This is a genomic window from Saccharopolyspora mangrovi, from assembly GCF_035320975.1.
Classification (GTDB): domain Bacteria; phylum Actinomycetota; class Actinomycetes; order Mycobacteriales; family Pseudonocardiaceae; genus Saccharopolyspora; species Saccharopolyspora mangrovi.
On the sequence record NZ_JAWLNX010000018.1, the window covers coordinates 42,528 to 65,000 of the forward strand.

Consider the following 22,473-nt stretch of genomic DNA (forward strand, 5'->3'; position numbering starts at 1 on the left):
TCAGCGTGGCATCGGTTGTGCCCTACCTGCGGGTAGCCTTAATGTACAGGAATGAACAGGACTGGACAGGTTCCCTTCGGGAAACGTGACCGGTTGATCGCCGAGCTCACCGAGCAGATCCGCTCGGGCAGGCTCGCGCGCGGCGAGCAGTTGCCGGGTGAGAACCAGATCGCGGAGACGTACCAGGTCAGCCGCGGCACCGTGCGCAGCGCCCTCTCCGAGCTGCAGCGCCAGGAACTCATCGCCACCCGCAGCGGTGTCGGTTCCTTCGTCACCTTCGACGGCGTCACCCTGGACCAGACCGTCGGCTGGGCCACCGCCCTGGCCGATTCGGGCTTCGACATCAGCACCGAACTGCTGTCCATCGAACGCACCACCGACGCCGAGCTCAGCGAGCGCTTCGGGCTCGGCGAGTTCATCGCGATACGCCGGCTGCGCCGCGACCGGTCGGCCGGTCCCGTCTCGGTCGAGACCTCGCTGATCCCCGCGATCGGCGAACTGCGCGAGCTCCCCGACGAGGGGCTGCTCGACGGCTCGATCACCGCAACCCTGCTCTCGGCCGGGCTCCGCGCGGGCGCCGGCGACCAACGCATCGGCACCAAGGCGCTGGACGCCGAGATGGCGGCGCTGCTCGAACGCCCCGAGGGCGAGTTGTTCCTGCAGGCGGTGCGCACCAGCGTCACCGCCGAGGGCGAACTCGTCGAACAGGTCACCAGCCTGCTCGACCCCAACCGGTTCCAGTTCCACCTGACGTTTGGCCGCCCATGAGCACACGCGAGCGCGCGCTAGGCGCTTTCTACGGACTGGCGATCGGCGATGCCCTGGGCATGCCGACGCAATCGATGTCGCGCGAGGACATCGTCACCCACTACGGCTTCATCCGGTCGCTGCGCGACGCCGTCGCCGAGCAGCCGATCTCACCGAACCTCGCCGCGGGCACCGTCACCGATGACACCGAGCAGGCGGTGCTGGTCGCCGACCTGCTCATCGGCGGCTCGGGCACGATCGACCCGATGGTCTTCGCCAAAGCGCTCCTGGACTGGGAGGCGGGCATGGTCGCGCGAGGACTGGCCGACCTGCTCGGACCGTCCACCAAGCGCGCGCTGAAGCTGCTGGAATCCGGTACCGGTCCCGAGGAAGCCGGTCGCGGCGGGACCACCAACGGCGCGGCCATGCGGATCACCCCGGTCGCCATCGCCACCGCACCGGAGCTCGACGGCCTGGTCGAGGCGGTCGCGGCCGCCAGCAAGCTCACGCACAACACCAACGTCGGCATCGCCGGTGCCGCAGCGGTGGCCGCCGCCGTGTCGGCCGGCATCGACGGCGCGGACCTGCCGACCGCGCTCGACCAGGCCGAACACGCCGCCGCGCTGGGAGCGCGCGAGGGCTGGTGGTGCGCGGGCGGCGACATCGCCTGCCGGATCCGCTGGGCCCGCCGCTGGGTGCGCGGCATGGACCGAACCACGTTGTCCTACGCTGTTTCCAAGGTCATCGGAACGTCCGTCGCGGTCCAGGAGTCGATGGTCGCCGCGTTCGCCCTCGCCGAAGCGCTGGGTGACACGCCGCTGGAAGCTCTGACCACGGCCGCCGGCCTCGGCGGGGACACCGACACGATCGCCGCCGTCCTCGGCGCGATCCTCGGTGCGCAGCACGGGCTTTCCGGTTTCCCGGTGGACCTGCTCACCACGGTGCGCGGGGTCAACGGACTCGACCTGGAACCCGTCGTAGACGGCCTGCTCGAACTGAGGAAGTCCGGCAGCTAGGAGGAGCGCATGGTCCGCGAGGCCACCGAGACCGTTGAGGGCGCACTGGAGACGCGCGGCATCGAACCGGTTCCGGAGAACGAGCGGACGGGCCATCCGATGCAGCTGTTCTGGGTGTGGTTCGCCGCCAACATCTCGATCCTCGGCCTGCCCCTAGGGGCCACGCTGGTCGCCGAGGGCTTGGCGTTCTGGCAGGCCGCGATCGTCGCGGTCATCGGCTCGGTGGGTTCGTTCGCGATCGTCGGCGTGGTCTCCATCGCCGGGCGGCGCGGCGGCGCACCGGGTTTGACCCTCTCCCGCGCCGTTTTCGGCGTGCACGGCAACGCCGGTCCGACCGTGGTGTCGCTGATCTCGCGGCTGGGCTGGGAAACCGTCAACACCACCACGGCGGCGTTCGCGCTGCTGTCGCTGTGCACGATCCTGTTCGGCACCGCCGGTGACGCCAAAGCCGTTCCGGTGCTGACGATCCTGTGCATCGCGGTCTTCGAGCTGCTGACGATGGTGGTCTCCGGCCTCGGGCACAAGGTCCTGGTGGCCGTGCAACGCTGGGCCACGTGGATCTTCGGCGCGCTCAACGTCGTGGTGGCCATCAGCCTGGTGGCCACCATCGACTGGCACGCCGTCGGTTCCGCCTCCCCCGCCCCGATCGGCGCGGTGATCGCCGGCATCGGCACGATCGCCGCCGGTACCGGCATCGGATGGGCGAACGCATCGGCGGACATGTCCCGCTACCAGTCCCCCGCCGTCAAGGCCGGATCGCTGGTCGCCTCGGCCGCCGTGGGCGCGGGGATCCCGCTGATCCTGCTGATCTCGCTGGGAAGCCTGCTGTCGGCGGGTGATCCCGCGCTGGCCGAGGCCGGTGACCCGGTGGCGGCGATCCGCGCGATGCTGCCCGCCTGGATGGCGGTGCCGTACCTGATCGCCGCGGTCGGCGGACTGCTGCTGTCCAACCACCTCTCGGTGTACTCGGCGGGTCTGACGACGCTGACGATGGGCATCAACATCAAGCGGGTGTACGCGGTCGCGGTGGACGTGGTCGTGACGTTCCTCGGCTCGATCTACTTCATGCTGGTGGCCGACAGCTTCTACGACCCGTTCGTCACCTTCATCAGCCTGCTGGCCATCCCGATCACCGCGTGGCTGGGCGTGTTCCTCACCGACATGCTGCACCGCCGGACCTACGACCCGGCCGGGCTGATGGACATGCGCAGCACCAGCTCCTACTGGTACAGGGGCGGTGTCGAGCCGCGCGCGTTCGCCGCGTGGGCGCTGGCGATCGTGGTCGGATACCTGTTCAGCGACAACGACTTCTTCACCGGCGTGTTCGCCGAGACCTGGCTGGGCGAGAACGGGCTGGGCTGGGTGATCACCTTCCTGATCTCCGCCGGGGTCTACGCGCTGCTGGGCGGGAGCCGGAAGGTCGCGGCGTGACCGGTCGTCTGGTGCACACCGGGCAGGTCGTGCTCGACCTGATGATGCGGGTGCCGTCGCTGCCCCCGACCGGCGGTGACGTGCTCGCCGAGAGCACCGAGCTGCTGCCGGGCGGCGGGTTCAACGTGATGGCCGCGGCCGCGCGCTCGGGCGCCGAGGTGGTCTACGCGGGTGCGCACGGGACCGGCCGCTTCGCCGACCAGGCGCGAGAAGCCTTGCGCGCGGAGGGGATCGAGGCCGCCCAGCCGCAGCGGAGCGATTCCGACAACGGGATCTGCGTGGCCCTGGTGGAACCGGGTGGTGAGCGCACGTTCGTCACCGGCGTCGGCGCCGAGGGCCGGCTGCTGCCGGAACAGCTCTCGCAGGTGCGCACCGAGCCGGAGGACATCGTCTACGTCAGCGGCTACAGCCTGCTGCACGCCTCGAACCGGGAGGCGCTGCTGGCGTGGCTGCCCGGGGTGTCCTCGCGGGTGCTGCTGGATCCGTGCCCGCTGGTCGCCGACATCCCCGCCGAGGTGCTCGACGCGGTGCTGCCGAGGGTCGACGTGCTCAGCTGCAACGCCGAGGAGGCCCGCGCGCTCGCGGGCGTGCCCGACACCGACTCCGCGGCGCGGAAGCTCGCCGAGCGACTCGGCCCGTCGGCCGCGCTCGTGGTGCGCGACGGTCCTTCCGGCTGCCTGCTCACCGCCGGGGGTGAAACGCACCGCGTACCGGGCTTTCCGGTCGAGCCGGTCGACACCAACGGTGCCGGCGACACCCACTGCGGCGTGCTCGCCGCCGCGCTGCTGGAAGGCTCGGCGCTGTCCGACGCGGCGCTGCGCGCCAACGCGGCGGCCGCCCTGTCGGTCCAGCACCGCGGCCCGGCGACCGCTCCCCCGCGCGCCGAGCTCGACGCGTTCCTGGCGCGCTGAGTCGTGATCCGCCTGGCGAGGGACGAGGACCTCGCGCTCCTGCAGGAGGTGGAACGGGCGGCGGGCAGGCCGTTCGCCGAGCTCGGGATGACGCTGGTGGCCGAGGACGAACCGCCGTCGCTGGCTGTGTTGCGGGAGTTCCAGCAGGCGGGACGGGCGTGGGTGCACACCGCCGGGGACGTGCCGGTGGCGTACCTGATCGCCGACGTCGTCGACGGGTGCGCGCACGTCGAGCAGGTCAGCGTGGCCCCGGAGCACGCCGGGCGGCGGATCGGGGCCGGACTCATCGAGGTGCTCGCCGCCTGGGCTCGCGAGCGGGGTTTGCCCGCGTTGACCTTGACGACGTTCACCGAGGTCTCCTGGAACGGGCCCTACTACCGACGGCTCGGCTTCCGCTACCTCGACGACGACGAGCTCACCCCGGGGTTGCGGGCGATCCGGGTTGAGGAGGCGGAGGCGGGGCTGGACGCGTGGCCGAGGGCGTGCATGCGGCGGGAGCTGTAGACGTCTTGTGGCGGGCGGTCCGGGGTTGCAGACTTCGGCGTTATGTCGAAAACCATGCGGTACGCGCTGTTGTCGGTGCTGGTGGCCGTCGTGACGGCGTGGGGACTGGTCGCGCCCGCGGGCGCGGCGCGCGAGATCGACCCGCGACCGAGCACCGAGGAGCTCGCGCGGCAGTTGTTCGACCTGCAGGTGCGCAGCCGCGGCGAAGTCCGGGTGAGGCCGATCGGCACCAGCAACCAGGGACGACCGGTGTGGAGCGCTCGCGTCGGGCACGGCCCGCAGCGACTCCTCTACGTCACGCAGCAGCACGGCGACGAGCCGCTGGGAACACCTGCGGCGATGGAGTTCCTGCGCGACGTCGGCGTCGGCAACGACCCGCACCAGCGCTGGTTGCGCGATCAGGTGACGGTCGACGTGGTGGTGCGCGCCAACCCCGACGGGCACGAGCTCAACTGGCGCTACAACTACGACCCGGACGCCGATCCGGAATTCGGTGAAGCGGGCAAGGGGTACGACATCAACCGCTACCACGATCCGGCCGTGGCCCCGGAGGACAACCCGGCTACCGAGGCGGGCCTGATCCAGCGGCACCACGCCGATTTCACGCCGCAGATCGCGGTCGACTTCCACATGCAGGGCCGCTACGTCGACGGCGAGGGCCGTGAGATCACCGCATCGCTGATGTGGCCGACGAACCCTGGTGTGGCGGAGGAACCGCTGAACCTCGCCAAGCAGGTCTCGGTCGTCGCGCGGAACGCGATGGACGACGGCGGCGCCAACGTCTCGCAGTACCCGGGCGGCGAGTACCAGGGCATCGCCCGCAACGCCTACGGCTTGCTGGGCAGCGGCAGCGTGCTCATCGAGCTCAGCGACATGGGCCCGGCGCACGAGCAGTTCCAGATCTCCTCGGCCTTGGCGTCCATGCACGCCATCGCCAACGCGGCGGCCGACGGCTCGGTCCACGACGTCGACCCGGCCCAGGCCGAGGCGATCCCACCCCGCGGCGAGCCCGTCCCGACCGCGAACGCCACCCGCACCGACGACTGACGGAAGCGCCGATTCGAATTTCGCGCGAAATTCGAACCCCGAAGCTCCACCTCGAACTTCGCGCGAAATTCGAATCCTTCACCCGGGGGCGTCGCCGCCGGTCAGAAGACGACCGTGGTGTTGCCGTCTTGGACGACCCGGTCGTCGCAGTGCCAGGAGACCGCGCGGGAGAGGACTTGGCGTTCGACGTCGGCGCCCTTGCGGCGGAGTTCGCGGGCCGATTCGCGGTGGGAGACGCGGATGACGTCCTGCTCGATGATCGGGCCCTCGTCGAGCTGCTCGGTGACGTAGTGGGCGGTGGCGCCGACGAGCTTGACGCCTCGCTCCTTGGCGCGCTGGTAGGGGTTGGCGCCCATGAACGCCGGCAAGAAGGAGTGGTGGATGTTGATCACCGGCACGCCGAGCTCGTCCAGGAAGTCCCCGGAGAGGATCTGCATGTAGCGGGCCAGCACCAGCAGGTCGACGTTGCCCTTGAGCAGGTTGAGCTGCTCCTTCTCGGTCTCCGCCCGGTCGTCGCGGGCCACCGGGACGTGGAAGAACGGGATGCCGAACTGCCGCACGTCGTCGCCCAGGTCCGGGTGGTTGGCCACGACCATCGGGACGGTCATGTCGATCTCGCCGCGCCGCTGCCGCCACAGCAGGTCGAGCAGGCAGTGGTCGGCCCGGGACACGAAGATGCCGACGCGCTTGCGGCGCCGCACCTCCACGAGCCGGAAGTCCAGGCCCAGCTCCTCGCCGAGCCGGGCCTCCAGCGCCGCGTCGAGCTCGTCGATGCGCGAGGCCAGTCCCGGCAGCTGGAAGACGGTGCGCTGGAAGAACCTCCCGCCCTCCGGGTCGCTGGAGGACTGGTCGAGGGCGAGGATGTTGGCGCCGTGCTCGGTGAGCGCCCCGGAGACGCTGGCGACGATGCCCGGCCGGTCGGCACCGCGCACGATCAGCCTGCCGTAGTCGAAACCGCCGCTCATCAGCGCACTTCTCCCTCCCCGACCGCGTCGAGCAGCCGTCGCCGCCAGCGCTCGGTGCCCGCGAGCTCGTTGAACGTGAAGATGTGCAGGCCGCGCAGGTTCGTGCCCGGGGCCACCGCTCCGAGCCGCCGGGTCAGCCGGGTCGGGTTGTAGCTGCCGGGCAGCAGGAACCGCCACAGCAGGCTCTGCTGCTTCTGCAGGAACCGGGCCGACTGCCCGAGCCCGATGCCCGCCGAGATGCGGATGAGCTTCTGCCTGCTCACCGGCCCCGGCATGCCGACGGTCACCGGCAGTCCCACCCCGGCCGCCCAGGCCCGGGTGGTGGTGGCGTCGAAGCAGATCTGGGTGATCACGCGAGTGGCCAGCGGGGTCTTCCGCCGGAGGGCGTCGTCGATCACCGGTCGCGGGATGCTGCCGTGGCCCTCGGGGTAACCGCCGATGCCGACCTCGGTGAAGGGCTGTCCGATCTCGGCCATGACCTGCAGCAGCGAGTGCGCGTCCGGGAACTCCCCGGCGGGTTGCGGCGCGTCGCCGCCGATGACGAACACCGAGTCGGCGCCCGCCTCGGTCAGCCGGGCCAGCACGTCGCGGACGTGCGCGCGGTCGCGGAACTGCCGCGCGGGGAGGTGCGGGGCCACGCGGTACCCGCGCGCCAGCAGCCGCTCGGTCAGCCCGAGGGTGGCGTCGAGGCCCTTGGCCTCGGTGGCGGTGACGGTCAGCGGCACCGAGCTCGGCACGGATTCGACGACGGACCGCTCGGTGCTGGTGAACGGCATCACCTCGTAGCTGATGTTGCGCACGAGGTCGGCGAGACCGGACCGCCGCGGACCGGCGATCTCCTGCTGAGTGGTCATGGCGTGGCTCCTCCGGGAAGCGCGTGGGCGTTGTCGCGCGGCGAGCACCAGTACAGCCGAGCTGGGCTCGCCGAACGCGCGGCACGGATGCCGTTTCGGCCGCGACAAATGTCCACCCCGGACCCCGAGGTCCCGCCCGGCACAACGCCGGGTACGTCATCCGACGCACCCGGACCGTCCGGCCGGACTCGGCTCAGGGCCGCAATTGCGCTGTGTCGCACGGCGTTTCCCGCTGCGTAGCTTGGGTGCACCAGGACCACGCGAGGACGGGTGGAAGATGAGCGCGAAGAACCTGCAGGAAGTGCTGGACCAGTCCGGGAACACCGTCGAGCTGCTCCGCAACTCGCAGCTCGGGGCCTACATCTACCCGGTGGTCCCGGCGGAGTTCAGCAACTGGCGCCGGGAGGTCATCGCCTGGCGCGAGACGGCGGTGCTGTTCGACCAGACCCACCACATGGTGAACCTGTGGGTGTCGGGCCCGGACGCCCTGAAGTTGTTCTCCGACAACGGGATCAACTCCACCGCGAACTTCCCGGTGGACTCGGCCAAGCAGTACGTGCCGGTCTCCCCCGAGGGCGGGGTGATCGGTGACGGGATCCTGTTCCGGCTGGCCGAGGAGGAGTTCGTCTTCGTCGGCCGCGCTCCGGTGGCCAACTACCTGATGTTCCGGGGGCGCTCGGGCCACGACATCGACGTCCGGCTGGACCAGCGGTCGCCGTCGCGGCCGTACGGCAACCCGGTGCGGCGGGACGTGTGGCGCTACCAGATCCAGGGGCCCCACGCGTGGAAGATCATCGAGAAGGTCAACGGCGGTCCGGTCGAGCAGCTGCGGTTCTTCCGCATGGGCACCATGAGCATCGCCGGTGAGCAGGTCCGCACGCTGCGCCACGGCATGGCCGGTGCGCCGGGCCTGGAGATCTGGGGTCCTTACGAGAGCCGAGAGCGGGTGCGGGACGCGATCCTGGAGGCCGGGCAGGAGTTCGGCATCGAGCCGACCGGTTCGCGCGCCTACGCCTGCAACACGCTGGAGTCGGGCTGGATCCCCTCGCCGCTGCCGGCCATCTACACCAGCCCGGAGCTGCGCGACTACCGCGAATGGCTGGGCGCCGACAGCTACGAGGCCACCAACGCGCTGGCGGGCAGCTTCGTCTCCGACGACATCGAGGACTACTACCTCAACCCGTGGGAGCTGGGCTACGGCTCGTTCGTGAAGTTCGACCACGACTTCGTCGGGCGCGACGCGCTGGAGCGCATCGACCCGCGAACCCAGCGGCGCAAGGTGACGCTGGCCTGGAACGTCGAGGACCTCGGCGCGCTGCTGGCGAACCCGGCGCAGCCCGAGGGGCCGCAGTACCAGTTCTTCGACCTGCCCAACGCCAACTACGGTTCGTCGAACTTCGACGCGGTGGTCGACGCCGACGGCAACGCGGTGGGGCTGTCGCTGTTCACGGGTCTGAGCGCCAACGAGCGCACCGGCCTGTCCCTGGCCACGGTCGACCCCGGCGTGCCGCTGGGCGCGGAGGTCCGGGTGCTGTGGGGCGAACCGGGCGGCGGCACCCGGAAGGCCACCGTGCAGCCGCACGAGCAGTTCGCGGCCCGCGCGGTGGTGAGCCCGGCGCCTTACTCGAAGGTGGTGCGGGAGAGCTACCGCCCGGGGTGGCGTTCGGTGGCCGTGTGAGGCCGGTTCCGGTCCCACCCGCCCGTGATCGATGCCCTGTTCGTCCGGTCGGTTCGGACCCGAACCGCCCCTCGGCGAGGTTCAGCTCTGGAAGATGCGGCGCAGCCAGTCGGTGCGGGCCGCGGCGGCGGATTTGCTGAGCTGGGCGTCGGGGAACATCCGGAAGCCGTGGAACCCGCCCGGCCAGACGTGCAGTTCGGCGATGCCACCGGCCTGCCAGATGCGGGTGGCGTAGGCGACGTCCTCGTCGCGGAAGGTCTCCGCCGAGCCGACGTCGATGAAGGTCGGCGGGAGCCCGGAGAGGTCGTCGGCCCGTGCGGGCGCGGCGTAGGGCGAGACGTCGCCGCCGCGCGCATCGCCGAGCAGCGCGGTCCACCCGACCTCGTTGGCCTGCTGGTCCCAGATGCCCAGCCCGCGCATCTGGTGCGCCGACGGGGTGTCGTTGCGGTCGTCGAGCATCGGGCTCTGCAGCAGCTGCCCGATGAGCTTCGGCCCGTCGAGGTCGCGGCACATCAGCGCGACCGCGGCGGCCAGGCCACCGCCCGCGCTGCCGCCGGTGAGCGCGATGCGCTGCGGGTCGAGCCCGTGCTCCGCGCCGTGCTCGGCGATCCAGCGCAGTCCGGCGTAGCAGTCCTGCACGGGAGCGGGGTGCGGGTTCTCCGGCGCGAGCCGGTAGTCCACCGAGACGATCGCGCAGCCCAGCTCACGACCCCATTCGTCGCCCATGACGTCGAGAGCTTGCCGGTGATCCCCCATGATCATCCCGCCGCCGTGGATGGAGTAGATCAACGGCAGCGGCCCGCTGAGCTCGGCCGGCCGCACGATCACCAGCGGCACCTCCGGGGCGCCCTGCGGGCCGGGCACCGCGCGGTGCTCGACGGTGAAACCGTCGGCCTCCAACTGCTCGTCGGTGGTGAACTGCCGCGACATCTCGCGCAGCTGCGGAACGTCCTCCAGCTTGAACCCCAGCCCCGTGCTGGGCATGGCCTGCAGGAAGACCTCCAGCTCCGGGTCGAAGGGGACCGGCGGCAGAACCTCGCTCATCGCACTTCCTCGCGTCTCACGGCACGGCCACTCGCGCCGCGCTCCGGCAACGATCCAACCACCACCCGCAACCGATTTCAGCGCGCGGCGCGCGCGGTGATCAGCACCGCCCCGACGGGCTTGTCCCTGGCGGGCAGGAACGCGGCGATGATCAGGGCGATCAGCGCGGCCAGGCAGCCGATGGCCATGATCACCTGGAAGCCGGCCTGCGAGGGCACGGTCGTCGGCCCGAAGTCGGTGGTCAGCTGCGCCAGCACGGCCCCGGCCACGGCGCTGGACACCGACGTGCCGATGGAGCGCATCAGCGTGTTGAGGCTGTTGGCCGCGGCGGTATCCGACACCGGGACGGCGGCCATGATCAGCGCGGGCATCGCGCCGTAGGCCAGGCCGATGCCCGCGCCGATGATGCTGGAGACGACGACCAGCTGCCACAGCTGCGACAGGAACACCACGCCGATCCCGTACCCGGCGGCCACCACCACGGCTCCGGTCATCAGCGTGATCTTCGGGCCTCGGGAGCGGGAGATCCGCGCTGACACCGGAGACATCGCCATCATCACCAGACCCGAGGGCGCCATCACCAGGCCGACGGCGAGCATCGTCTGCCCCAGGCCGTAGCCGGTGCCGGTGGGCAGCTGCAGGACCTGCGGGAAGACCAGGGACTGGGCGAACATGGCGAATCCGAACACCGCCGAGGCGATGTTGGTCAGCAGCACCTGGCGGCGGCTGGTGGTGCGCAGGTCCACCAGCGGTTCGGCGATGCGCAGCTCCCACCAGCCCCACGCGGCGAACACCACGACGGCGGCTGCGGCGAGACCGAGCGCGGTGGCGCTCCCCCAGCCCCAGCTCGCGCCCTTGGACACCACCAGCAGCAGGCAGATCAGTCCCGCCGAGAGCCCCAGCGCGCCGACGGGGTCGAAGCGACCGCCCGAGCGCACCGGAGATTCCGGCACGAACCGCACCACCAGCGCGGTGGCCAGCGCGCCGAGCGCGGCCGAGGTCCAGAACAGCACGTGCCAGTCGGTGCGCTCGGCCAGGAACGCGGCGGCGGGAAGCCCCAGCGCACCGCCGACGCCGAGCGAGGCGCTCATCAGCGAGGTGGCCGAGCCGAGCCGTTCGGCGGGCAGCTCGTCGCGCATGATGCTGATGCCCAGCGCGATGACGCCGGAGGACAGGCCCTGCATGATGCGGCCGACCACGATCATCGGCAGCGAGGCGCTGAGCCCGCAGATCGCCGAGCCGGCGATGAGCATCGCGAGGCTGATCAGCAGCATCCGGCGCTTGCCGAACATGTCGCCGAGGCGTCCGACGACCGGGGTGGCCACGGCACCGGCCAGCAGCGTGGCGGTGACCGCCCAGGCGGTGTCGGCGGCGGAGGCGTGCAGCAGCCCGGGCAGCATCGGCACCAGCGGGATGACCGTGGTCTGGGTCATCGCGACCGAGATGCCGGCGAAGGCCAGCACCAGGACGACCAGGTTGGACTTCTCCTCCCCATGAGCAGCGGGTTCCTCCGCCCTGCCGGGAATTGCTCGCATGCTCGGGGAACCTCTCGCTCGTGGCCGGACATGTCCCGGACACCCTAATTCAGTCAGTTGACTTAATCCAGTCGGCGGAGTTACTTTCGAATTGGTACGACCAAGATCACAAGGGAAAGGTCGGCATGACCAACACGCTGCCCTCGGCCGACGAGGCGGAGATCCCCGAGTACCCGATGACGCGCGCGCCGGGCTGCCCCTTCGACCCGCCACCGAGGCTGAGGGACCTCCAGGAGGAGGCACCCGTCCACCGCGTGCGGCTCGCCGACGGGACCACGCCGTGGCTGGTCACCCGCTACGCCGACCAGCGGGCCGTGCTCGCCGACCCGCGCATCAGCTCCGACGCCGACAACCCCGGCTACCCGCGCGGCGTGCCCGCGCAGCCCGGCGGCTCGAAGATCAGCTTCATCCTGATGGACGACCCCGAGCACGCGCGGCTGCGCCGGATGGTGACCGCGCCGTTCACCGTCAAGCGCATCGAAGCGATGCGTCCGGCGGTGCAGAAGATCGTCGACGACCAGATCGACGCGATGCTCGCCGGGCCCAAACCGGTGGACCTGGTCGAGGCGTTCGCGCTTCCGGTGCCGTCGCTGGTGATCTGCGAGCTGCTCGGCGTCCCCTACGCCGACCACGAGTTCTTCCAGGACAACAGCAAGGTCATCATCCGCCGCGACGCCACGCCCGAGCAGCGCGGCGTGGCGATGGACAACCTCAACCGCTACCTCGACGACCTCGTCGGCCGCAAGCTCGAAAACCCCGGCGACGACCTGCTTTCCGGCCTCTGCGCGCGGGTGGAGGCCGGCGAGCTGGAGCGCTCCGAGGTCGCGCAGATGGGCGTGCTGCTGCTCATCGCCGGGCACGAGACCACCGCCAACATGATCGCGCTGGGCACGCTTGCGCTGCTGGAGCACCCCGAGCAGCTCGCGCTGCTGCGCGAGACCGACGACCCGAAGTTCGTGGCGGGCGCGGTCGAGGAGATGTTGCGCTACCTGCACATCACGCACAACGGACGCCGCCGGGTCGCGCTGGAGGACATCGAGGTCGGCGGGCAGCTGATCCGCGCCGGCGAGGGCGTGATCATGCCCAACGACATCGGCAACCGCGACCCGGAGGTCTTCGACCGCCCCGACGCGCTCGACCTCACCCGCGACGCCCGCAAGCACGTCGCCTTCGGCTTCGGTGTTCACCAGTGCCTCGGGCAGCCGCTGGCCCGGATGGAGCTGCAGGTCGTCTACAGCACGCTGTACCGGCGGATCCCGACGCTGCGCGCGGCCGCCGGACTCGACGAGATCCCGTTCAAGCACAACGGTTCCGTCTACGGCGTCTACGAACTGCCCATCACCTGGTAATCCCGAAAACCCCACCACGGAGCGGAAACCCATGAAGGTCACCATCGACCAGGACAAGTGCGTCGCCTCCGGCCAGTGCGTCATGGCCGCCGAGGACGTCTTCGACCAGCGCGACGAGGACGGCATCGCCGTCCTGCTCACCGACTCCCCCAGCCCGGAGCTAGCCGACGACGTCCACCACGCCGCCGCCGTCTGCCCGGCACTGGCCATCACAGTCGAAGACTGAGCCCACCGAGACTGTCCCAGGACGGATTACCGCCGTTTTCGGTCCACCGATTACGGCGGTAATCCGTCCTACGATTACGGCGGTGATCCGTCCTGTGAACACGGCGGTGATCCGGGCGACGATGACGGCGGTGTTCGGCCCTGGTGGGTCTTCGGGCTTGGTCAGGTCCAGACTTCGGCCGCTGTTTCCACGACGAGGCGGAGTTTGGCGATCTGGTCTTCGTAGGTGAGGGCGTTGCCCTCGACCGTGGAGGAGAAGCCGCACTGCGGGGACAGGCAGAGCTGGTCGAGGTCGACGTACTTGGTGGCCTCCTCGATCCGGCGCTTGAGGTCGTCCTTGTTCTCCAGCTCGCCGCGCTTGGTGGTGACCAGGCCGAGCACGACGCGCTTGCCCTTCGGCACGTAGCGCAGCGGCTCGAAACCGCCGGAGCGGTGGTCGTCGAACTCCAGGAAGAACCCGTCGACGTCGAGCTCGCCGAACAGCGCCTCGGCGACGAAGTCGTAGCCGCCCTCGGCCACCCACGACGAGCGGTAGTTCCCTCGGCACAGGTGGGTGGTGATGGCCATGCCCTCCGGGCGGTCGGCCAGCGCGGCGTTGATCTGCTTGATGTAGCGCAGGTGCTGGTGCTCGGCGTCCTCACCGCGCTCGGCGATGGCCGCGCGCTGGTTCTCGTCGTTGAGGTAGGCCAGGCTGGTGTCGTCGAGCTGCAGGTAGGTGCAGCCGGCGTCGGCCAGGGCGCGGACCTCGGCGGCGTAGGCCGCGGACAGGTCGCTCCAGAACTCCTCGACGTCCGGGTAGATCGCCGGGTCCAGCGCGGTCTTGCCGCCCCGGTAGTGCACCATGCTCGGCGACGGGATGGTCAGCTTCGGCGTCACCCCTTCGCCGGTGACCGAGGCGAGGTGCTGGAACGCGTCGAGGAAGATCGGCTCGGACAGCCCGACCTTGCCCGCGATCTGCAGCGCGGCCGGCTGCCACTCCACGACCCCGTCGGCGTTCTGGAAACGCACCGTCGTGGTCGCGTCGCCCTGCCGGATGCCGTCGAGCTGCAGGATGAAGTCCTGGTGCCAGTAGGCGCGGCGGAACTCCCCGTCGGTGGCCGACTTCAACCCGACGTCGCGCTGCGCGTTCACGACCTCGCGGATCGCCTCGTCCTCGATGCCGCGCAGTTCGGCGGCGTCGATGCGCCCTTCGGCGTGGTCCTGCCTGGCCTGGTGCAGCCGCTGCGGCCGCAGCAGGCTGCCGACGTGGTCGGCGCGGAACGGGGGTTTGGCGTTGGACGTTTCCGGTCCCGTCACGGTGTTCCCACTCTCCATCGACTCGCCCGGCGCGGCCGGTGCGCTTGTCCGCACCAGCATCCAAACACCCGCGACGACCCCGGATCGTCGGTGCGATGACCCACCACCGGCTCGGCGGATGACCCGGCCACCCCGCGACAAATGTCGCAGAGCCCGGCGGGTCTCACCTCGTGACGACGTCGCTCGCCAGGGGGCGGTTCTCGCCCGGAATGCCCACGATCAACGTCCGTTGGTCAACCCTGGCGAGAACCACCCTGCGGCGATCAACCGGGCATGGCCATCGTGTAGCAGACCGCAGTGCCCTCCAGCACGGTCGTGCCGTCGTCGCGGGTGACGGTGGTGGTGAGCTTGGTGATGGGCTTGTCGTCGCGGACCTCGTCGACGTGCACCCGGCCGGTGAGGGTGTCGCCGGGCCGCGCCGGGGCGGTGAAGTTCCAGTTGACGTTGAGGAACACCGTGCCCGGCCCGGGCAGCTTCTCGGCCACGACCGCGTTGAGCACCGCGCTGGTCACCCCGCCCTGCACGACGATCTCGCCGAACTGGGAGGACTCGGCGGCCTCGACGTCGTAGTGCAGCGGGTTGCGGTCACCGCTGATCTCGGTGAACAGCCGGATGTCGGTGGGCCCGATGGTGCGGGACATCTCGGCGGTCTCGCCGACCTGGGGTTTGCCGTTCGGCCACACGTCGCTCATCCATGCCTCCGTTGCGCTTCGGATTCCTCCCCGTGAGTACCAGCGCGGGCCGCGCGATTCCACTCACCGCGCCCGGCGCGATCCCAGCCTGCGCATCGCCACCGCGCCGATGAGCGGTCCGGGCGCCAGCAGCAGGAACGCGAACCGCCAGCCCACGGCCGCGGCCAGCAGCGGGACCAGCTGGATGCTCACCACCGTCAGGCCGAAGCCGATCGCGGTCTGCGCGGTCAGCGCGGTGCCCACGAAGCGCGGGTCGGCCGCCTCGCTGAGCGAGGTGGAGAACACGCCGGAGTCGGCGATCACCGATGCGCCCCACACCACGCAGAACACCACCAGCACGGCGGGTCCGGCGTCGAAGGCCAGCGGCGAAAGCGCGCAGCAGGCACCGCTGATCACCAGCGCGGTCACCGCCGCCGGGGATCGCCCGTAGCGGTCGGCGCCCCAGCCGCCGAGCAGGCAGCCGAGGGCGCCTGCGATGCCGATGGTGACGAAAACGGTGATCCCGGTTGAGGCGGGCAGTTCTCGCCCGGCCTCGCTGGCCAGCAAGAACGTCGGGATCCACGTCCACAGCGCGTAGAGCTCCCACATGTGCCCGAAGTAGCCGAGGTTGGCCAGCCGGGGACCGCGTTCGCCGAACATGGTCAGCGCGTAGCGCGGGTTGTGCACGCCCGCCGACGCCGCCAGGTGCGGACCGGGACGGACCACGACCACCGCCACCAGCGCCCCGAGCAGCCCCGTTCCGGCGGCGGCGACCAGCACGGCGCGCCACGGCAGCTGGCCGAGCCCGCCGATGAGGTGCGGCAGCGCGGACCCGACCGTCAGCGCCGCGATCAGCAGCCCCATCGCCAGCCCCCGCCCCCGGCTGGGCGCCCAGGACGCCATCAGCTTCATGCCGACCGGGTACACCCCGGCGAGGCACATGCCCGTCAGGAAGCGCAGCGGGATCGCGGTGGCCATGCCGTCGACGAAGCCCGCGAGCAGCAGCGTCCACCCAGCGGCGAGAGCGGCGCTGGCGGCCAGCAGCAGGTGCGGGCGGATCCGGTCGGCGAGGTTGAGCAACGAGGATCCGACGGCGCCGGCGACGAATCCGAGCTGGACCGATCCGGTCAGCCACACCGCGGCCGCGGTGCTGATCCCCCACTCCTGGCGGAGCGTGGGGACCACGGCGGACACGGAGAACCACACTGCCAGCCCGAACACCTGGACCACGGCGATCGCGCCGCGCTGCACACCCGAACGCATGCCCCGCAGTCTGCCTCACCGCCTCAGGTTGACCTTCCGGGCGCGGGGTGCTTGTGTCGGGGCGTGCTGGACGGAGAACGGATCGTGAACGCGCTCGCGGCCGAGTGGGACGCGCTGGACCGGCTGCTCACCGAGCTCGACGACGCGCAGTGGGAGCGGGGCACGCCGCTGCCGGGCTGGCGGGTGCGCGACATCGCCGCGCACCTCATCGGCACCGAGCTGATGCTCAGCGGCGAGCCGACACCGGACAGCGGTGCGGACGTCACCTCCTACCCGCACGTGCACAACGACATCGGGGCGCGCAACGAGCACTACGTCGAGCACTTCCGGGGGCACTCGCACGCCGAAGTGCTGGCGAAGTTCCGGGAGACCACGGCCGCGCGGCTGGCCTCGCTGCGGTCGATGTCCGACGAGGACTTCCACGCCCTGGCGATGACGCCCGCGGGCCAGGACACCTACGCGCGGTTCATGCGGATCCGGGTGTTCGACTGCTGGATGCACGAGCAGGACATCCGCGACGCCGTCGGACTGCCCGGCGGGGAGGACGGAGAGCCACCGGAGCTGTCGATCGACGAGATCACCACGGCGCTGGGCTTCGTCGTCGGCAAGCGCGGTGGTGCGCCGGACGGCTCCAGCGTCACCTTCGACCTCGGCGGCCGCGCCTTGCACGTCGTGGTGGACGGCCGGGCGAAGGTCGTGGAGTCCCTGCCCGGCGAGCCCACGGTCCGCATCGCGCTGCCGCGCGGGGTATTCACCCGGCTCTGCGGCGGCCGGGTCGACCCCGAAACCGCTTTGCCCTCGGTGTCCTTCGACGGCGACGAGGCACTCGGACAGCAGATCGTCAGGCACCTCGCCTTCACCATCTAGGAGTCGTTGATGGTGGTCGCTTTGCTTGGCGGTGCGGGTGGCGGAACCTAAGCGGCTCCGTGGACTCCGCGCGCCGCTCCTTGAGCATGTCAATACGCGGCGTCCCGGCGTACTCGCCACGAAGCCGCTCAGAAATCCCCCGCAGGGGAGGGCACCGCGGTGCCAGCTGCCAGGGTGGTGGAAGAGAATGCGGCTCCGCCGCATTCTTCAACAGCCCTAGTCGAGGTGGAAGACCTCTTCGATGGGCCGCATCGCTTGGTCGGGAGCGGTGGTCTCGTCGAAGAGGTCGCCCATCTGGGCCTGCCACCGGGTGTTGACGTCCTTCTCGGCCATCGCCGCGCGGCAGGCGTCGAAGTCCTCGCACTCCAGGTATCCGATGAGGGTCCCGTCGGGGCGCAGGAACAGCGAGTAGTTGCGCCAGCCGGTGTCGTGCAGCGCCTGGCGCATCTCCGGCCACACCGCGCGGTGCCGCTCCCGGTACTCGTCGATCTTGTCGGGTTTGACGTGCAGGACGAAGCAGATCCGCTGCATCGCTCGGCCCACCGCTGCTCCTCCTCGTTGCCCTCCAGCCCCGGGGCCGCTCCGCCGGAGTCCCGTGGCCGCGCTTTTGAAACGTTTTACGCAGCATGCACCCTAGAGAGCGGCGCAGCGCGCGGTCAAGGGGCCAGCCGGGTCAGGGCTGCGCCAGCGAGGAGCGCCGGACGACGAGTTCCGGCTGGTAGACGATGTGCTCGTGGCGGTGGGCGGAGTCGTCGGATTCGCGCAGCAGCAGGTCCGCGGCGGTGCGGCCGAGACGGCGGGCCGGTCGGCGCACCGAGGTCAGCGGGACTGCGGCCGCGGCGGCGAACTCGATGTCGTCGTAGCCGACCAGCGCGAGGTCGTCGGGCACCCGCACACCCGCGGCGAACAGCGCCTGCAGCACGCCCAGCGCCAGCAGGTCGTTCGCGCAGAACACCGCCGTGGGCCGGTCCGGAAGCCCGAGCAGGCGGGAACCGGCATCGCGGCCACCTGCGACGTCCATCGTCGGGGTTTCCAGCACCACCAGCTCCGCCGCCTCGGACGCGCCGATGCGCCGGTCGCGGCACTGCGGCAGGTCGAGCGGCCCGGTCACGTAGGCGATCCTCCGGTGCCCGGCCTCGACGAGGTGGCGGGCGGCGAGCTCGCCGCCGACGACGTCGTCCACCGACACCGAGCAGGCCGCCCCGCGCGCGTTCCCGTCCACCACGACGTGCGGGATGCCTTGGCGGGCAAGCACCTCCACGCTGCCGGCGGCGGTGGGGGCGATCAGCACGCCGCGCACCCGCTGCTCGGCGAACAGCGACAGGTACAGCGATTCGACCTCGGCGTCCTGGCCGCTGCTGCACAGCATCACGCCCAGGCCGTCGGCGGTGGCCGCCTCCTCGGCGCCGTGGGCGACGTCGGCGAAGAACGGGTTGGTCATGTCCAGCGCGAGCATCGCGATCATCCGGCTCCGACCTGCGCGGAGGTGCCGGGCCGATTCGCTGCGCACGTAGCCGAGGGCGTCGATGGCGGCCTGGACGCGGTCGCGGGTGCTCGCGGCGACGCGATCGGGCCGGTTGACGACGTTGGAGACGGTGCCGATGGACACCCCGGCGCGCTCGGCGACGTCCTTGATGCTGACTCGGCCCTGCTCCTTCGTGGTCACCCGTTGTCTCCGACCGGCTTGTTGACTCGTGCTCCGTCGGCAGCTTACGCTACAACCAAGTTTAAAACGTTTCAATCATCGACGCACCGCCGCGGCGCTCCGGGGCTGCGGCGGCGTCCCGCCCGCGATGCGCACTGGAGCCGACGATGCCCGACCAGAAGACCGTCAAAGCGGCGTTGAGCAAGCAGCGGATCGAAACCCCCTCCTGGGCCTACGGCAACTCCGGGACGCGGTTCAAGACCTTCCTGCAGGACGGCATTCCGCGCGACCCGTTCGAGAAGCTCGACGACGCCGCCCAGGTGCACGCCTTCACCGGCGTGGCGCCCAGCGTCGCCCTGCACATCCCGTGGGACCGGGTCGACGACTACGCCGCCCTGGGCGCTCACGCCGAATCCCTCGGGCTGAAGCTGGGGGCGATCAACCCGAACACCTTCCAGGAGGACGAGTACAAGCTCGGCAGCATCTGCAACCCCGACCCGGCGGTGCGCGAGAAGGCGCAGCGGCAACTGCTGGAGTGCGTCGACATCATGGATGTGACCGGCTCCGACGCGTTGAGCCTGTGGTTCGCCGACGGCCTCAACTACCCCGGCCAGGACTCCATCGCCGAGCGCCAGCAGCGGCTGTCGGAGGCGCTGCGGGTCGCCTACGACCGGCTCGGTGAGAACCAGCGGATGCTGCTGGAGTACAAGTTCTTCGAGCCCGCCTTCTACGCCACCGACGTCCCGGACTGGGGCACCTCCTACGCCCACTGCCTGGACCTGGGCGAGCGGGCGCAGGTGCTGGTCGACACCGGGCACCACGCGCCGGGCACCAACATCGAGTTCATCGTGGCGTTCCTGCTCGGGCGCGGTCGGCTCGGCGGTTTCCACTTCAACAGCCGCTTCTACGCCGACGACGACCTGATGGTCGGTGCCGCCGACCCGTTCCAGCTGTTCCGGATCATGCACGAGATCGTGCGCGCCGGTGCGCTGGAGGACTCGGCGAACGTGGCGTTCATGCTCGACCAGTGCCACAACCTGGAGCCGAAGATCCCGGCCCTGATCCGCTCGGTGCTCAACGTCCAGGAAGCCACCGCCAAGGCCCTGCTGGTCGACGGTGACGCGCTCGCCGCAGCGCAGCGCGAGGGCGACGTCCTCGGCGCCAACGCCGTGCTGATGGACGCCTACAACACCGACGTCCGCCCGCTGCTGGCCGAGCTCCGCGAGGACATGGGCGTCGACCCCCACCCCATCGCGGCCTACCACCGCTCCGGCTACGCGGAGAAGATCATCGCTTCCCGCAAGGACGGAACCCCCGCCGGCTGGGGCGCCTGAACCCGGAGTTCCCGAACTTCCCAACGCACCGAGAGGTTTGCCATGAGCTCGACGCATCCCGAAGTGGCTGCGCTGCTTGCCCGTTCGCACGAACTGGGCGCGGATCCCCGCAACACCAACTACGCCGGCGGCAACGCTTCCGCCAAGGCGACCGAGACCGATCCGGTGACCGGCGGCGACGTCCCGCTGATGTGGGTCAAGGGTTCCGGTGGTGACCTGGGCACGCTGACCGAGGCCGGGCTGGCGGTGCTGCGGTTGGACCGGCTGCGGGCGCTGGTCGACGTCTACCCCGGGGTGGACCGCGAGGACGAGATGGTCGGTGCCTTCGACTACTGCCTGCACGGCAAGGGCGGCGCGGCGCCGTCGATCGACACCGCCATGCACGGCCTGGTCGAGGCCACTCACATCGACCACCTGCACCCCGACGCCGGTATCGCGCTGGCCACGGCCGCCGAGGGCGAGGCGCTGACCGAGGAGTGCTTCGGCGACCAGGTCGCGTGGGTTCCGTGGCGGCGCCCCGGTTTCCAGCTGGGCCTGGACATCGCCGCGATCAAGGCGGCGAACCCGCAGGCCATCGGCGTGGTCCTGGGCGGCCACGGCATCACCGCGTGGGGCGCCACCAGCGATGAGTGCCAGCGCAACTCCCTGCACATCATCCGCACCGCCGAGAAGTTCATCGCCGAGCGCGGCAAGCCCGAACCGTTCGGTCCGGTCATCGAGGGCTTCGAGCCGCTGCCGGAGGAGCAGCGCAGGCGGCGGGCGGCCGAGCTGGCTCCGGTGATCCGCGGTCTGGCCTCGACCGACCGCCCGCAGGTCGGGCACTTCGACGACGCGCCGGAGGTGCTGGAGTTCCTGGCGCGCGAGAACCACCCGCGGCTGGCAGCGCTGGGCACCTCGTGCCCGGACCACTTCCTGCGCACCAAGGTCCGGCCGCTGGTGCTCGACCTCAAGCCCAACTCCGACCTCGACGAGGTCGTGGCCCGGCTCCAGGGGCTCCACGAGAGCTACCGGGAGGACTACCGCGCCTACTACGAGCGCTTCGCCGAGCCGGACTCGCCCGCGATGCGCGGCGCGGACCCGGCGATCGTGCTGGTGCCGGGCATCGGGATGTTCTCCTTCGGCAAGGACAAGCAGACCGCGCGCGTGGCCGCCGAGTTCTACCGCAACGCGATCAACGTGATGCGCGGCGCCGAGGCCATCTCGACCTACCAGCCGATCGACGAGTCGGAGAAGTTCCGCATCGAGTACTGGGCTCTGGAGGAGGCCAAGCTCGCCCGGATGCCCAAGCCCAAGCCGCTGGCCACGCGCGTCGCGCTGGTGACCGGAGCCGGTTCGGGTATTGGGAAGGCCACGGCGCAACGGCTTTCGGCCGACGGCGCGTGCGTGGTGCTGGCCGATCTCGACCTCGACAACGCCCAGGCGGTGGCCGACGAGCTCGGCGGGCCGGACAAGGCGGTCGCGGTGCGCGTCGACGTCACCGACGAGGATCAGGTCGCCGACGCCTTCCGGGCCGGGGCACTGGCCTTCGGCGGCGTGGACCTGCTGGTCAACAACGCCGGGCTGTCGATCTCCAAGCCGCTGCTGGAGACGACGGTGGCCGACTGGGACCTGCAGCACGACGTGATGGCGCGCGGCTCGTTCCTGGCCTCGCGGGAAGCCGCGCGGCTGATGATCGCCCAGGGCATGGGCGGCGACATCGTCTACATCGCCAGCAAGAACTCGGTGTTCGCGGGGCCGAACAACGTCGCCTACGGCGCCACGAAGGCCGACCAGGCCCACCAGGTGCGGTTGCTGGCCGCCGAGCTGGGCGAGCACGGCATCCGCGTCAACGGCGTCAACCCCGACGGCGTGGTGCGCGGGTCGGGCATCTTCGCCGGGGGCTGGGGCGCGCAGCGCGCGAAGGTCTACGGCGTGGAGGAGGACAAGCTCGGCGAGTTCTACGCCCAGCGCACCATCCTCAAGCGCGAGGTGCTGCCCGAGCACGTCGCCGCGGCCGTGTTCGCGCTGGTGGGCGGGGACCTCACGCACACCACCGGGTTGCACGTGCCGGTCGACGCGGGTGTCGCCGCGGCGTTCCTGCGCTGAGGGGAG

Annotated in this window: 21 protein-coding genes; 12 read left to right on the forward strand and 9 right to left on the reverse strand. The window is 70.8% G+C overall.

Features of this window, described 5'->3' with window-relative positions:
• The first annotated feature begins 51 nt into the window (after window positions 1–51).
• From R4I43_RS23480 to R4I43_RS23505, 6 genes are read left to right on the forward strand one after another with little or no spacing between them, the layout of a single operon-like run.
• Complete coding sequence (locus tag R4I43_RS23480; protein WP_324267848.1) at window positions 52–768, forward strand: GntR family transcriptional regulator; 717 nt, start codon at window positions 52–54, stop codon at window positions 766–768.
• Window positions 765–1,763: an ADP-ribosylglycohydrolase family protein gene (locus R4I43_RS23485; RefSeq protein WP_324267849.1), complete on the forward strand. Its 999-nt coding sequence runs from the start codon at window positions 765–767 to the stop codon at window positions 1,761–1,763. Before R4I43_RS23480 ends, R4I43_RS23485 begins: the two co-directional genes overlap by 4 nt.
• 9 nt (window positions 1,764–1,772) lie before the next feature.
• Entirely contained in the window at window positions 1,773–3,194 is a 1,422-nt protein-coding gene (locus R4I43_RS23490; protein ID WP_324267850.1) for a purine-cytosine permease family protein, read from the forward strand.
• On the forward strand, window positions 3,191–4,105 hold the full coding sequence (locus R4I43_RS23495; RefSeq protein WP_324267851.1) for a PfkB family carbohydrate kinase: 915 nt from the start codon (window positions 3,191–3,193) through the stop codon (window positions 4,103–4,105). The genes R4I43_RS23490 and R4I43_RS23495 overlap by 4 nt, the downstream gene beginning before the upstream one ends.
• 3 nt (window positions 4,106–4,108) lie before the next feature.
• Complete coding sequence (locus R4I43_RS23500; RefSeq protein WP_324267852.1) at window positions 4,109–4,609, forward strand: GNAT family N-acetyltransferase; 501 nt, start codon at window positions 4,109–4,111, stop codon at window positions 4,607–4,609.
• Between the two features lie 42 nt (window positions 4,610–4,651).
• Window positions 4,652–5,656: a M14 family zinc carboxypeptidase gene (locus tag R4I43_RS23505; RefSeq protein WP_324267853.1), complete on the forward strand. Its 1,005-nt coding sequence runs from the start codon at window positions 4,652–4,654 to the stop codon at window positions 5,654–5,656.
• Window positions 5,657–5,757: 101 nt separating this feature from the next.
• Here the strand turns inward: R4I43_RS23505 and purU are convergent, their stop codons facing one another.
• Together purU and R4I43_RS23515 are read right to left on the reverse strand one after the other, a co-directional pair.
• Entirely contained in the window at window positions 5,758–6,621 is an 864-nt protein-coding gene (gene purU / locus R4I43_RS23510; protein ID WP_324267854.1) for a formyltetrahydrofolate deformylase, read from the reverse strand.
• Window positions 6,621–7,475: a methylenetetrahydrofolate reductase gene (locus R4I43_RS23515; RefSeq protein ID WP_324267855.1), complete on the reverse strand. Its 855-nt coding sequence runs from the start codon at window positions 7,473–7,475 to the stop codon at window positions 6,621–6,623. The genes purU and R4I43_RS23515 overlap by 1 nt, the downstream gene beginning before the upstream one ends.
• A gap of 277 nt (window positions 7,476–7,752) precedes the next feature.
• Between R4I43_RS23515 and ligM the strand changes: the two genes are divergently transcribed.
• Window positions 7,753–9,153, forward strand: a complete 1,401-nt coding sequence (gene ligM, locus R4I43_RS23520) for a vanillate/3-O-methylgallate O-demethylase (protein ID WP_324267856.1) — start codon at window positions 7,753–7,755, stop codon at window positions 9,151–9,153.
• An 81-nt stretch (window positions 9,154–9,234) separates the two neighbouring features.
• On the opposite strand, the gene R4I43_RS23525 is transcribed toward ligM, so the two are convergent.
• Together R4I43_RS23525 and R4I43_RS23530 are read right to left on the reverse strand one after the other, a co-directional pair.
• On the reverse strand, window positions 9,235–10,197 hold the full coding sequence (locus R4I43_RS23525; RefSeq protein ID WP_324267857.1) for an alpha/beta hydrolase: 963 nt from the start codon (window positions 10,195–10,197) through the stop codon (window positions 9,235–9,237).
• A gap of 77 nt (window positions 10,198–10,274) precedes the next feature.
• Entirely contained in the window at window positions 10,275–11,732 is a 1,458-nt protein-coding gene (locus tag R4I43_RS23530) for an MFS transporter (RefSeq protein WP_324267858.1), read from the reverse strand.
• Between the two features lie 125 nt (window positions 11,733–11,857).
• Between R4I43_RS23530 and R4I43_RS23535 the strand changes: the two genes are divergently transcribed.
• Window positions 11,858–13,081 (forward strand): cytochrome P450, encoded by a 1,224-nt coding sequence (locus R4I43_RS23535; RefSeq protein ID WP_324267859.1) that lies wholly within the window; start codon window positions 11,858–11,860, stop codon window positions 13,079–13,081.
• 31 nt (window positions 13,082–13,112) lie between these two features.
• Window positions 13,113–13,307, forward strand: a complete 195-nt coding sequence (locus R4I43_RS23540) for a ferredoxin (RefSeq protein ID WP_324267860.1) — start codon at window positions 13,113–13,115, stop codon at window positions 13,305–13,307.
• A gap of 161 nt (window positions 13,308–13,468) precedes the next feature.
• Here R4I43_RS23540 and R4I43_RS23545 read toward each other — a convergent pair whose 3' ends face one another.
• The 3 genes from R4I43_RS23545 to R4I43_RS23555 form a co-directional block, all read right to left on the reverse strand.
• Window positions 13,469–14,620 carry a 5-methyltetrahydropteroyltriglutamate--homocysteine S-methyltransferase gene (locus tag R4I43_RS23545; RefSeq protein ID WP_324267939.1) on the reverse strand — a complete coding sequence of 384 codons (1,152 nt, stop codon included), beginning with the start codon at window positions 14,618–14,620 and terminating at the stop codon, window positions 13,469–13,471.
• 245 nt (window positions 14,621–14,865) lie between these two features.
• A complete protein-coding gene (locus R4I43_RS23550; protein WP_324267861.1) occupies window positions 14,866–15,294 on the reverse strand; it encodes a MaoC family dehydratase in 429 nt (142 codons plus the stop codon).
• Window positions 15,295–15,357: 63 nt separating this feature from the next.
• Window positions 15,358–16,536, reverse strand: coding sequence for an MFS transporter (locus tag R4I43_RS23555; protein ID WP_324267862.1), 1,179 nt, complete (start codon window positions 16,534–16,536; stop codon window positions 15,358–15,360).
• Window positions 16,537–16,620: 84 nt separating this feature from the next.
• Here R4I43_RS23555 and R4I43_RS23560 point away from each other — a divergent pair, with 84 nt between their 5' ends.
• Window positions 16,621–17,403 carry a maleylpyruvate isomerase family mycothiol-dependent enzyme gene (locus R4I43_RS23560; protein ID WP_324267863.1) on the forward strand — a complete coding sequence of 261 codons (783 nt, stop codon included), beginning with the start codon at window positions 16,621–16,623 and terminating at the stop codon, window positions 17,401–17,403.
• Window positions 17,404–17,619: 216 nt separating this feature from the next.
• Here the strand turns inward: R4I43_RS23560 and R4I43_RS23565 are convergent, their stop codons facing one another.
• Both R4I43_RS23565 and R4I43_RS23570 read right to left on the reverse strand, forming a co-directional pair.
• The gene (locus R4I43_RS23565; RefSeq protein ID WP_324267940.1) at window positions 17,620–17,934 is read right to left on the reverse strand and encodes an L-rhamnose mutarotase; all 315 of its coding nucleotides are present in this window, start codon (window positions 17,932–17,934) and stop codon (window positions 17,620–17,622) included.
• Between the two features lie 142 nt (window positions 17,935–18,076).
• The gene (locus R4I43_RS23570; RefSeq protein WP_324267864.1) at window positions 18,077–19,069 is read right to left on the reverse strand and encodes a LacI family DNA-binding transcriptional regulator; all 993 of its coding nucleotides are present in this window, start codon (window positions 19,067–19,069) and stop codon (window positions 18,077–18,079) included.
• A gap of 146 nt (window positions 19,070–19,215) precedes the next feature.
• Here R4I43_RS23570 and rhaI point away from each other — a divergent pair, with 146 nt between their 5' ends.
• Together rhaI and R4I43_RS23580 are read left to right on the forward strand one after the other, a co-directional pair.
• Window positions 19,216–20,382 carry an L-rhamnose isomerase gene (gene rhaI, locus R4I43_RS23575; protein ID WP_324267865.1) on the forward strand — a complete coding sequence of 389 codons (1,167 nt, stop codon included), beginning with the start codon at window positions 19,216–19,218 and terminating at the stop codon, window positions 20,380–20,382.
• A gap of 42 nt (window positions 20,383–20,424) precedes the next feature.
• Window positions 20,425–22,467 carry a bifunctional aldolase/short-chain dehydrogenase gene (locus R4I43_RS23580; protein WP_324267866.1) on the forward strand — a complete coding sequence of 681 codons (2,043 nt, stop codon included), beginning with the start codon at window positions 20,425–20,427 and terminating at the stop codon, window positions 22,465–22,467.
• The last annotated feature ends 6 nt before the right edge of the window (window positions 22,468–22,473 follow it).